The sequence below is a fragment of the Methanobrevibacter sp. TMH8 genome (assembly GCF_020148105.1).
GTDB lineage: Archaea > Methanobacteriota > Methanobacteria > Methanobacteriales > Methanobacteriaceae > Methanobinarius.
This window is the reverse complement of the sequence record NZ_JAHLZE010000015.1, coordinates 1-12110: the sequence shown is the minus strand read 5'-3', so window position 1 is coordinate 12110 and position 12110 is coordinate 1. Positions and strand designations below refer to the sequence as shown.

At 23.5% G+C, this 12110-nt stretch carries 11 protein-coding genes and 1 pseudogene; 3 read left to right on the top strand and 9 right to left on the bottom strand.

Features of this window, described 5'->3' with window-relative positions:
* Positions 1-39: 39 nt before the first annotated feature.
* The 7 genes from KQY27_RS03330 to KQY27_RS03300 all read right to left on the bottom strand — a co-directional run bounded on the left by KQY27_RS03330 (position 40) and on the right by KQY27_RS03300 (position 7974).
* Positions 40-330, bottom strand: coding sequence for a nucleotide pyrophosphohydrolase (locus tag KQY27_RS03330; protein ID WP_224425161.1), 291 nt, complete (start codon positions 328-330; stop codon positions 40-42).
* Positions 331-364: 34 nt separating this feature from the next.
* Positions 365-1306, bottom strand: a complete 942-nt coding sequence (locus KQY27_RS03325) for a hypothetical protein (RefSeq protein ID WP_224425160.1) — start codon at positions 1304-1306, stop codon at positions 365-367.
* Positions 1306-1716, bottom strand: coding sequence for a zinc-ribbon domain-containing protein (locus tag KQY27_RS03320; RefSeq protein ID WP_224425159.1), 411 nt, complete (start codon positions 1714-1716; stop codon positions 1306-1308). The genes KQY27_RS03325 and KQY27_RS03320 overlap by 1 nt, the downstream gene beginning before the upstream one ends.
* 60 nt (positions 1717-1776) lie before the next feature.
* Positions 1777-4356 (bottom strand): HEAT repeat domain-containing protein, encoded by a 2580-nt coding sequence (locus KQY27_RS03315; protein ID WP_224425158.1) that lies wholly within the window; start codon positions 4354-4356, stop codon positions 1777-1779.
* Between the two features lie 97 nt (positions 4357-4453).
* Entirely contained in the window at positions 4454-5002 is a 549-nt protein-coding gene (locus KQY27_RS03310; RefSeq protein WP_224425157.1) for a class I SAM-dependent methyltransferase, read from the bottom strand.
* A gap of 220 nt (positions 5003-5222) precedes the next feature.
* Positions 5223-6143, bottom strand: coding sequence for a carbohydrate kinase family protein (locus KQY27_RS03305; protein ID WP_224425156.1), 921 nt, complete (start codon positions 6141-6143; stop codon positions 5223-5225).
* Between the two features lie 916 nt (positions 6144-7059).
* Positions 7060-7974, bottom strand: coding sequence for a LysR family transcriptional regulator (locus KQY27_RS03300; RefSeq protein ID WP_224425155.1), 915 nt, complete (start codon positions 7972-7974; stop codon positions 7060-7062).
* Between the two features lie 394 nt (positions 7975-8368).
* On the opposite strand from KQY27_RS03300, the gene hxlB reads away from it, so the two are divergent.
* Complete coding sequence (gene hxlB, locus KQY27_RS03295; protein WP_224425154.1) at positions 8369-8959, top strand: 6-phospho-3-hexuloisomerase; 591 nt, start codon at positions 8369-8371, stop codon at positions 8957-8959.
* A gap of 89 nt (positions 8960-9048) precedes the next feature.
* Here the strand turns inward: hxlB and KQY27_RS03290 are convergent, their stop codons facing one another.
* Together KQY27_RS03290 and fdhD are read right to left on the bottom strand one after the other, a co-directional pair.
* The gene (locus tag KQY27_RS03290; RefSeq protein WP_224425153.1) at positions 9049-9357 is read right to left on the bottom strand and encodes a carboxymuconolactone decarboxylase family protein; all 309 of its coding nucleotides are present in this window, start codon (positions 9355-9357) and stop codon (positions 9049-9051) included.
* Between the two features lie 167 nt (positions 9358-9524).
* Positions 9525-10280, bottom strand: coding sequence for a formate dehydrogenase accessory sulfurtransferase FdhD (gene fdhD / locus KQY27_RS03285; protein ID WP_224425152.1), 756 nt, complete (start codon positions 10278-10280; stop codon positions 9525-9527).
* Between the two features lie 482 nt (positions 10281-10762).
* Here fdhD and KQY27_RS03280 point away from each other — a divergent pair, with 482 nt between their 5' ends.
* Positions 10763-11002: a hypothetical protein gene (locus KQY27_RS03280; RefSeq protein ID WP_224425151.1), complete on the top strand. Its 240-nt coding sequence runs from the start codon at positions 10763-10765 to the stop codon at positions 11000-11002.
* 981 nt (positions 11003-11983) lie between these two features.
* Positions 11984-12110 (top strand): annotated as a pseudogene (locus tag KQY27_RS03275) (formate/nitrite transporter family protein); the annotation flags it as partial.

Here is a 12110-nt window from a genome sequence, read left to right as displayed (position 1 = left end):
GATTAAAATCTGTTATAATTTATTATATTTTTTAGAATTTCATTTAGATTCATCAAGAGGATATTTTTGAGCATTTAACTTAATTTTATCATTGATAATCTCATCAATATCCACACCTAATATATCTGTCATAGAAATAGAATAAATAAGTACATCAGCTAATTCTTCAAGAACATCAGATTTATTGTATTCATCATCCCATTGAAAACATTCTAATAATTCTGCAGCTTCAATAGATATTGATTTAGCTAAATTTTCAGGAGTATGAAATTGTTTCCAGTTTCTATCATCCCTAAATTTGATGATTTTATTGATTGTATTTTTATCCATACTTTCACTTCGAAATTATTAAAGAAATTTTAAATTAATAACATACCTTACATGGTTCATAATATTGTTTTGCATATGATAAAGAAACATATTCTATATATTTCATATTACCATGGACATGACTATGATATTTTGATCCAGTTGCTGTTATTATTACCTCTCCTCCGGCTGATGTGTCAGAACTATCGGACGAAGAACTTGAACTATCTGATTCAATTGTTGGCTCAGGTTCAGGCACAGGTTCGGGAGTTAATGCTCTTACAATAGATAATAAATCACTACCTACTTTTTTACCAAGAACTTGAGATTCTACATTTATTTCAAAATTATTTTCATCATTTGGAACAGACAATTGATAGCTAAATAATCCATTACTATCAGCAGTTAAGCTAATATTTTCAATATCTAAATCAGAAGATGAAATTGTTACTTGTGCATTTGGATCAGTTTTACCTGAGACAGTTAAAGAAGTATCATTATCAGTAAAATTAACATCATCTAAAGATAAAGAAGTAGTTGGTCTTTCTATATGTACAAGAGTAGTGTTTTCTGTTTTACCATTTGCCACTGAAGTTAACTCAACATAAACATCTGTAACATTTTGAGGTATATTTAAGCTATATTTAAAATTTCCATTAGAATCTACAGTAACTGATACATTTTTTAATTTAAGTTCATTTGAAGATAGATGTAGGGATGCATTCACATCAGTAGTTCCCATAATGGTATAATTTGTTTCATTTGCACCAATAATTGCATCAACTGAATTTAAATGTAAGCTTGTTTCAGGCTCATAAAAGGCAGCACTATAAATTGTACCAACAATAATTGACACAGCAATAATCGTTATAAGCCATGCCACAATGATTTTTCCCCAAGAAGGTTTTTTAATACCATTCTCATCAGTATTATGGAAATGTGAGCTAAATTTCGCATCTTCGCCGTGAAATTTTTCTCTTAGCTCTTTAATTCCCATTATATCGCCCCATTATAGAAATAATTTCCATTATTCTCTTTTATATATTTTGCATTTTTATATGCATCATAGGCTGCATAAATAAGGAACAATAAACCTAAAAATATGTTAATATACCATAATATAATCAACAATAACACAAATACTATGCCTTTTAGTATTTGTCCATTATAAAACTGACCTAAACAAAAAAGAAAAAATGTCAAAATAGCTGCTAACGCAGGATTTTTTTCATATTTAACTACTTTAATATTTTGAGACATATCTTTATTATTAGTATTCTCTTTTTTACTCAGGGTTTCTTTTGCAATGTTTAGTTCATGCCCACAACTAGGACAATATTTACTCTGTTTATTTTTAATTTGTTTCCCGCATTTAGAACAAAAAATAGAAGGTATCTCCTCACTCATTCCAAATCACCTTAATTTATTGTATGTTTTCAGTTTATTTCCTTTATATTATATTTCTTTCTATTTGATTTTTAAAATATCATATGTACTTATTGCTTTTTTGATCTGTTTTTCTACAAAATTAATATCATAATTAGGAAAAACTTCAATTAACTTACAATTATTCAATTTACATAATTCTTTTTTTCTTCTATCTCTTTCAAGCGTATTATTAAATCCTTCTTTACCACCAAAATAAGGCACTGGTCGAAAATGTGGATCTCCCTGATATTCGATAGCTATATTTCTAAATGGTAAAAATATATCAAAATGTTGACGACCTAACCAATTAGGGCTTTGATGTCTTAATACAATTTCTTCTGGAAATAAATCTACAACTTTTTTAAACAAATTAGCTTCACTAATCCATTTTTCAGTTGTTAAATGATAATTATTATCTAATCTAAATTTATTCTCTGCTTTCATTATTAATTCTTTACAAAAATTACGAAAAGATTCTAATATTAAATCAGGTACAAAAAGTTCTTTATAAAAATAATTTTTATCTAAAAATCTTAAATTAACATCTAAAAAAGTTCTAAATATACAATATTCACTAGATTTCATAGTTTTAAACGAGTTTTCTTTCTCTTTCAAATACTGTTTTTTAAGTTTTTCATATTTATTTTCCAAAAAAACATCTCTATTATCTTCTATGAAATATATTTCAAGATTTTTTAGCTCGTTCTCAGATAATATTTCATTTTTATAGTTTTTATTAATAAAATTAGTCAATATATTCTTATTTTTGAAACTTTTTTCATTTAATAAATCATCTAAATATTTTATAATTTCTTTTTTATTTTTTATTCCTAAATCAGTAAGATATCTACTCCATTTATCTAATATCCATTTAGAATTTATAATATTCTCTGGAGATTTTAGTAATGGGCCATATAAAAATAAATCATAAAAACTTAAATAACTTTTTTTTCTAAATTCAAAAGATTTATCATAATTTTCAAGTATAAAATAGGAATCCGCTTTTAAACTATTTAGATCATTAATTATCCATGAATATTTATTAAAATTATTTTCAACCAATTTGATATTACTCAATAAGCTATCAATATTCCTATTTTCAATAAAATTAGAAGTTATTTGATGTAAAAACTTATAAATATATTCGTAATTATTTTCAAAATTCAATGTTTGGTTGTTATTTAGATATTCTAACCACTGTTTATATTCATTTTTTTCAAAATTATCATCTTTGATAAAGTCTTCTTTATTATAATAGATAATTCTACCATGTTCTTTTTTTAGATAATTGAAAGCATCTCTCCAAATGGTTTCATCTTTATCTTTTGCAAATATTTTGAAAAATTCTCTATATTCTCTTTCTCGTGGGAAACTATTTAAAATTTCTTTTCTAACTTCTAGATTCTCTTCTTTTTCATAAATATTGATTATCAAGGAGTTAACATTATCATTATAATATCTTCTTAATAAAGAAACAGCATATTTTCTAATTTTTTCATTATTATCATGTAATAATGATTCTAAATAAGGTTTTAAATCTTTTTCTTCATAATCCTCTAAAAAATTTCTAAGAAAATTTATATTTTCAATAAAATTCAATTTATCTAAAACTAAATCTTTAATAATTGTCACACTCTTTTTTGAATAAATTTCATCCGCAAAATAAATAAGTTCCTCTGCTTTTTTCACATATTTTTCATGGGATTGATTTATAAAGGATAATATTTTTTTAGAGATATTATTATTTATATAACCTCGATAAAGAAGTTCTAAAGCTTTCATTCTAACTTTTGTTGATTTATCCTTAAAAGATTTCATTAAAATATCATTCAACATATAATAACATCGTAAATATTCTTTTGAATCTAAATTTTCTTCAAAATTATATAATTTATTGAAGTTATTAAGGGCAAACAAACAACTTACTACTCCATGTCTAACTTTGGAGCTTGAATCATTAATTAATGGATAAATTAAATCAATTAAGTTTGGAATATTAAATCCCATTAGTAAATAAATAGCATTAAGCCTTACAGGCCAATAATCATCATTTAAAGTGTTTATATATTTTTTTAGTATTTTTTCATCAATATGGATTACTCTGCAATGATTTTTCAATTCTAAGTTTTTAATTTTTTTAACAAATGTATTATTAGTATCTCCATCTTTAATCTTAATTAAAGATTTAATAGCGCCTAAACGTATGTGCTTATCGGAATTTTTTAGCTCTCTTAATAATGGTTTTGTTGAAACTAAATGTAGTTTTGATAGACTTTTAATACATTCATACCTATATCCACTATTTGTCTCGCTTAATGAATAAATTAAAGGATCAACAGACCGTTCATCATAAAAACCACCTAATAACCTAGCGCAATCTCTTTTAACTTTTATATTTTTAGAATTCAAACCTTTGCATATTTCTAAAAAATTCTCATCAATAAAAGTAATAACCTCTACATATTTTTCATATGATTCTTTAGATCTCATATTAAAATATTTTCTCTCTATGGGATTCATAATTGTTAAATAACCATAAGGAGTGTATTCTAAATCTTTGAAATCTGAAGAAATATATCTCAAAAAATCTTTCTTCATAGTATCTGTTAATTCTCTCATTAAGATGCCTCATACTATTTTTCTAAATTCAAACGGATATTTTAAAAACAGGAGATTCAAATTATTAATTAGTCAATCACACAAATTATTGCCTAAATCATTTCTTTTCTAAAATCACACTCTGACTATAAAAAACTTTAGGTCCTTTAAAAACCTTAAAATATTGTTTCATTAACTCAATTGAATTTCCAAAATCTCTTTTGGAAACATGTCCTTTTGGTTCTACAATTAAAATTTTACCTTGATCATCTAGTAAGTCGTGTAATTCTTTTAAAGTTTTATTTTGATCAGGTACTTCATGTAACATGTAAAAAACTAGGGTAAAATCAAATTTATCTGATAATCCAATACTGTCCTTTTGAGTATTATGCAGTTCTATTATATTTTCAAGATCAGTTCCTTGTATTTTTCTTTTCACATTGTATAGCATTTCTTTTTGTAGGTCTGCTCCAACTACTTTTCCATTTTGACCTACTAATTTTGCCATTTCTACAGTAAAGAATCCAGGACCACAACCTAAATCAAGAACTGTCATTCCTTTATCAATATAAGGACTCAATATCTTTTGTGGATTTTGAAATAATTTACGAATTTTAGAATCAAAGAGTCCTGCATTTTTATGAGAAGCAACAGTGGTATTAGCCATAATTAACACCTTAACAATCAATTAAATATAAAATATATAAAATAATATAAACAGTATTATCAATATTAATGTCTTTAAAATTAATTAAATATAAAATATAATATAAAATATTATATAAAAATATAAAAATATAATTATATAATTATAAAATTAATATAAAAAATTTATAAATTTATTAATTTATTCATTTATAAAATTATCAATTTATAAAAATATAAATTTATTTTTCATAGAATTCATTCATTCTATTAATTGCTTCTTCATATTTCGGTATGTTTGTTTGGCAACCTTGTTTTTCTACTATAAATGATGAAACAGCTGATGCGAATTTAGCACAGTCTTCAAGGTCTTTTCCATTTATATAATTATGTAAGAAACCTGCTCTATAAGAATCTCCTGCTCCTGTTGGGTCAATAGCTGGACGATAAATAGAATCAACTTTTATCTTTTCTTTTTCTGTGTAGATTGTACTTCCGTCTTTACCACAGGTTTTAACAATAATATCTGGACCAAATTCTCTTAATTCATTTATATCAAAATTCAATAGCTTTTCCATTCTTTCTATTTCATGATGATTTCCAAAGAGAATAGTACAATTTTTTATAACTTTTTTAAGTTTTTCTCCATCATACATATTTAGATCTTGACCTGGATCAAAAGAAACAATTCTTTCATTTTCTTTAGCTACAACACTACTTCTTTGATTAAAAACTGGATCTCCTGTAGCTAAATGAACTGCTTCACATGATTGGATAGTTGATTTAGGAGGCTCTGATTTTGCAAATTCTTTTCCAGCTCCCCAATAAAAATAAAATATTTGGTCTTTATTATTATTTGTCATACCAAATGCAGTGGGAGTATCTTCATCTTCAGATATGATCATAGAGTCAGTATTAATTTTAACTTTATTCATTTGATTGTGGTAATCTGAATTTATGAATTTTTTTCCAATAGCTGAGATAATTGAAGTTTTAAGACCTAAATTAGCTGCTACCATTGCAACATTAGCTCCTGCTCCTCCATGGAATACTTTCAACGTGTTAATCGGAGTGGATGAATTAGGGTTTGGAAATTCTTCCACTGTCATTATGTAATCGATAGCTGTGTGGCCAATAACCAGTAAATCGCTTTTTTCGCTCATTTGAATTTTCCCATCCTTTTTTTGTTTTATTTCGAGTATAATATTATGTTGGTAGTTATAATAATATTTTCCTTAGTGTTTGAAAACTAAAATATTTAAAATATATAGATTAATTATTCTAGAACAATATTCTATAAATATATTCTAGAACATATTTTCATTGTTATTATTTATTAGATTATAATTTAATTTACATTTTTAGAAAATATTAAGTTAATTTTAGAACAAATAATTTTAGATTTATTAGATTATAATTTAAGTTAAATTTTTAGAAAATATTAAGTTAATTTTAGAACAAATAATTTTAGATTTATTAGATTATAATTTAAGTTAAATTTTTAGAAAATATTAAGTTAATTTTAGAACAAATAATTTTAGAATAAATATTAAATAATATAGTTAAAGATTATTATAATTATTTAATAATAAAACTATAATGCTATAATTTCATAAATAAATCTCAATATTAGTGTTTATTTTTCTATAAAACTATATTTTATTAGATTATCACATTATTATCTCTTTAAAACCTATTTTTATTACAATATCCAATGTAATTTTTATATAATATTTTTAATAATTACTTCTAATTCAAAGATATAATATTAGAAGATTATTATTTGTCATGATTAATATTAGTAGAAAGATATAAGTATTATAATATTAATAGTATTAATTTCCATAGAATAATATTATTTTGCATACTACTATTATCTAGTGCATGAAAAGACGAACCCATACATGAGCTTATTCTTATTAGTTTCATGAAACACTAGCTGAAATTAGTATGTGATTATATTATTTTATTTTTTGGGGATTTTTTTGATTTTATTACTTCTTTCTTTAGTTTTTTTAATTTTCTTTAGTTTTTTTGTTTTCATTTTGGTTTGTTTTCTTTTCACTTTTTTTGGGTTGTTTACAAATTGTCTTTGTCTTTTGTTTTCCAAGGTTTAATAGGTATAAATCCTTCATTTCCTACTAATATCTGTCCTTCACCTAAAATATATTCAATCAATTCATTGACTTCTTTTTTTTCAGAATTAATTGGAATTAAACTAATGGCATGTTTTGTTTCGTCTTTTAGTATTTCATTTCCTTTGAAATAGCTAGCATTTAGAAATGTATACAAGTTTTTTGAATTTTTAACAATTTTAAATGCATCAAATTCAGATTTTACTTCTTTCACAATTTCAAAAGGAATATTGATTTCATTAAAAGTATTCCAAGCTAACCTTTGAGCAGTTCCCTCAACTGAAATGAATTTCAAATTTTTTAGATCTTCTTTACTTTTTATATTTCTTTTATGTTGTGTTTCATCATCTGAAACTAAAACAAGGTAATCATAACCAATAGCAATAAAATCTAAATCATTAATAAAAGCTATTTGTGGATCATCAAGAGCTAAAATATCCACTAATCCACGTTGTGCTAATTTATAAGCACTAACATCATCACTACTATAAACATCAATTTCATATGGAAGTTTATTAGCTATAGAGTTTAAAAAACTGGTTACAATATGTCCTCCAGCTATAGTTATTTTATCATTTTCAACTACTCTATATTGATATTTTTCATGGGTATTAATAAGTTCTTTAGCATCATTTGTTAAATAAGTTTTAGATCCATAAACTTCAACCAATTTAAAACCTATTTCTTTTTCTGCCTTTTTTATTCTTCTATTTAGAACAGAATGTGATATATTCAATTGTTTTGCTGTTTGTCTTTGAGAATTATTTTCAGATAATATTTTTAGAGATTCAAATATTTTATAGCTATAAATTTTTCCATTAATCTCCATATCAATTTTTGGATGAATTTTCAGCTTCATTTGACTACCTGTTTATTTTTATCTCATTTTCAACTATTAAATTTTTAATTATAAATATTAATAAATAGTATTAATAAATAGTAATAATTATTAATATTTTATATTAATGGATAGGATATGTTTATAGATATTAATTATAAATATTAATAGATAATATGTGTTTATAAATAATAATTATTAATATTCATAGATAATTCTGAATATTCAAATAAATTTTAAATAAATAATTTCAAATAAATAATTTTAAATAAAATTAAAAATTAATAAATATACTTAGTATATTTAGTATTCTATAAATTATAGTTAATATTATAGTTAATATTTTCTTACTTAGTATATTAGTATTTTATCTTATATTAATAAAAATTTAATAAAAATTTTAAGGTTTATAATTATGAAATTAATGAAATCAGCTATTGAAGAAATTTTAAGCAATATTGAGGCTGCTACTGAGCTTCTTGATCCAGAAATTATAGATGAATTTATGGATGTTTTAACAAACTCTAAAAATGTTTTTGTTATGGGAGCTGGAAGATCTGGTCTTGTAGCTAAAGCTTTTGCTATGCGACTTGTTCATTTAGGAATAAGTGCATATGTTGTTGGTGAAACAATATCTCCTGCTATTTATGAAGATGATTGTATTTTAGCTATTTCAGGATCTGGTGAAACTAAAACTATTGTTTCTGCTGTAGATATAGCTAAAAACAGAGGTTCAAAAGCTTTAGCTTTAACATCATATCCAGAATCATCTCTTGGAAAATCATCTGACTGTGTTATGTTGGTTAAAGGAAGAACTAAAATCGATATTGATGATGAAGATTATATAAAAAGACAAATTGATGGTAATTATGTTTCATTGACTCCTTTAGGAACTGCATTTGAGCTAACTTCTCTTATATTCTTAGATGGTTTAATAGCTGAATTGATGCAAAGAATGGGCAAAACCGAAGATGATTTAAAATACCGTCATACAGTTTTAGAGTAGATTCATCTATTTTTAATTTTCTATTTTTATTTTATTTTTTTATTTTTCCATATTTTTTTATTTAAAAGGTTTAATATAATTCTATCAAATTATATATCAAGCATAATATCATCGGCCCATGAAATAGCTGCAGCTACTGATGGAAACCCTATTGTACTAGTTACTGATATTAATGCATGGTATATTTCTTCTTCTGTTGCTCCTGCTTCTAGTGCACGTCGAGTATGGCTATGTACAGATCCTTCTGATCTTATAGCTGCACTTGCTCCTAATTGGATTAAGTGGGCTGTTTTTTCATCAATAGGTCCTTCTTTTGTAGCTTTTCCAAGCTCTTCTAATGCATCTCCATATTCTTTAAATCTTTCTCTTATACTTACATATTGTTTTGGTAAAGACATTTTAATCTCTCCATTTTTTTATTTTATTCTATTTTTTATTCTTATTTTATTTTTAAATTAACTTTATATTATTCTGCATTAATTTTATTTTTACATTAATTTTATATTAATATGAATTTTAACAGGAATATTAATTATATAAGAATTATATTAACTTAATTTTTTATTCAGAATAAAATTCTATCTGCATGAGTGTAAACATTAAATCTATTTCCTCTAATAAATCCAACTAAAGTTATATTACCTTTTTCAGCTGTGGTATATCCTGAAAAAGATGGTGCAGCATTTGAGGCAAGAATCGGTATTCCAGCTCTAGCTATTTTTATAACCATATCTGCGGGCATTCTTCCACTATAAATAATGTATGATTTTGAAAAATCAAGTCTTTCTTTGGCTGCAGCTCCAATTACTTTATCAACAGCTACATGTCTACTAACATCTTCTCTAACAATAAATTTTCCTTTGTCTTTATTTACAAAAGCTGCTACATGTGTTCCTCCTGTTTTTTGCCAAATAGATGCATTTTTTCTCAATTTTTCGATATTTTTAATTAAATCATCTTTTTCGACTTTTAAATCAGATTCTACTTTTTTAATTACTTTGATTTTTGATCTCCATCCTCCAGAACTATCTGAACAGAGAACTAATTCATCATCATTTTCTTCTTTTGTTTTAGTTTGAATTTTAACGAGAGTTTTATCAATATTTATTTTAGATATTTCATCTATGTTCTTTATTATTCCTTCTCCAATCAAATAACCTGTTGCAAAATCTTCAAGTGCATTTGGAATAGTTGAAAAATTACGAGGGGTTGTATCATTGATAATCAAAGTAGTTGTCTCATCAGATACTAGTTCTTCACTGCTTTCTGTATGCTCATCATTTTTATAGATTATTGCATCTATTTGTCTTGTTATTTTCAAAAATATTCCCCTTTTATTATTTTTATCATTATATAATGATTTTATTTATATATGATTTAATTGAGATTTAATTGAGATTTAATTTAGATCTAATTGAGTTTTAATTGAGATATTATTTCATTAGTTAATGATTATTTTTAATATTGTATGTAATATATGTAATTTTTATTATATTATTTCTTTGATGAAATATAAATAGAAAATTTTTTATACAAGCATTTGACTGCAAATACTTTATTTATATTTATTTATAATTTTAATTATAATATTCTATTATAAGTTAATTATATTCATATTATATCTCATTTTAATCATATTATAATTATATTCATTATTAATAGATAATATGGACTAATTATCCTAAAATATATATTAATATAATTAATTCTATTAATATTCATTAATGATTCAACTAACAATATTTATATATTATGAAAAATAGAGGTATATTTAATATTCGATTATTACGAATAGGTGATTGTATGGGTATAGACAAAAAAATCGAGGATCAAATTAGAGGAAAAGTCAAAGCTGAAATAATGGCTGAGATTGATGATCAGATTAGAGGAAAAGTTGAAACTGAGATCGAAAGACAAATTCAGGATCAAATTAGAGGAAAAATTGATAAAAAAATAGATGAAGAAATTGAAGCTCAAATTAAAGGAGAAGCTAGTGACAAAATCAATAAAAAGATTCGTGAACAAGTTATAGGTAAAGATTAGATATTTTCTTTCTTATTATTATTTTTTTTATTTATTAGTTTTATTAATTCTTTTAATTTTTAATTTTTAATATCATTTATTTTTAATAATTTTTAACAATCATTAATAATTATTAATATTTTTCAGATTTATTTTTATTTTATAATTTTATTTTTTCTTTTTATATCCATTTTTTATCAATTTTTTATATTTTATTTTTTAATTTTTTAATTTTTTAAAATTTATAGGATTTTGTCTTGAATTAGTATTACCAATTTTTTATACTAAATTTAATATTATTTTCTATTTATAATACTATTTACAATGTTTTTATTATGAATATATTATCTTTTTCTTATTTTTATTACCACTGTATACCTTCAAGAATTTTTTGTAATAAGGCTTTATTATATTCTTATATGTTATTTAGTATTTAGTCATTAATTTATATAAAATAGTAAATAAAAAATATATAATATTCTATTCAAAAACAACTAAAAAATTATTTTATAAAAAATTTTAAACTGTTTATAAAATTTGTTTTTGAATTATATTTGATAAAAATAGTTTAAAATATTTATAAAATATTTATGATGGTTTAATATCTTTTTAAAGACTAATATGAATAAAAATGAGTAATTTTTTTGATATAATCATTATTCTTCTAGTAAATTGTTATCTTTGTATAAAATTATATATAAGCTTTATCTTTTGATTTCAAAAGATAAGTATTTTTATACTATACCACAAATGTTATCTTTAATAATACTTTGATAAAATATAAAAAATTTGTAACATCGCAGTATTATTGATGTTTTTAAATATATTAAATAATATATTAAAAAAATATAAAAATGTATTACGATTACTATATTGTATTTAGTAATAAAATATGAAATAACTATGTTAAACATGATGATGTGAACATAGTTTTCTAAAAAATATTGTGGATTACGTTTCATGGCGTATATCGTTTAAACACAATATAAAGAGGTTGAGAATATGGGTTCGTCTTTTAAGAGTCCTGCGGATACTGCTAAGGCTATTGCTGGTATTGCGGAGGTTAAGGAAAAAGCGCCTTTGGGAAATGTTGTTATTTTGAGTTTCCTTGCTGGTGCGTATATTGCGT

Excerpts from the sequence above, each read along its gene's own strand:
- KQY27_RS03330 (WP_224425161.1), bottom strand. The coding sequence starts at position 330 with ATGGATAAAAATACAATCAATAAAATCATCAAATTTAGGGATGATAGA.
- KQY27_RS03325 (WP_224425160.1), bottom strand. The coding sequence starts at position 1,306 with ATGGGAATTAAAGAGCTAAGAGAAAAATTTCACGGCGAAGATGCGAAA.
- KQY27_RS03320 (WP_224425159.1), bottom strand. The coding sequence starts at position 1,716 with ATGAGTGAGGAGATACCTTCTATTTTTTGTTCTAAATGCGGGAAACAA.
- KQY27_RS03315 (WP_224425158.1), bottom strand. The coding sequence starts at position 4,356 with ATGAGAGAATTAACAGATACTATGAAGAAAGATTTTTTGAGATATATT.
- KQY27_RS03310 (WP_224425157.1), bottom strand. The coding sequence starts at position 5,002 with ATGGCTAATACCACTGTTGCTTCTCATAAAAATGCAGGACTCTTTGAT.
- KQY27_RS03305 (WP_224425156.1), bottom strand. The coding sequence starts at position 6,143 with ATGAGCGAAAAAAGCGATTTACTGGTTATTGGCCACACAGCTATCGAT.
- KQY27_RS03300 (WP_224425155.1), bottom strand. The coding sequence starts at position 7,974 with ATGAAGCTGAAAATTCATCCAAAAATTGATATGGAGATTAATGGAAAA.
- hxlB (WP_224425154.1), top strand. The coding sequence starts at position 8,369 with ATGAAATTAATGAAATCAGCTATTGAAGAAATTTTAAGCAATATTGAG.
- KQY27_RS03290 (WP_224425153.1), bottom strand. The coding sequence starts at position 9,357 with ATGTCTTTACCAAAACAATATGTAAGTATAAGAGAAAGATTTAAAGAA.
- KQY27_RS03280 (WP_224425151.1), top strand. The coding sequence starts at position 10,763 with ATGGGTATAGACAAAAAAATCGAGGATCAAATTAGAGGAAAAGTCAAA.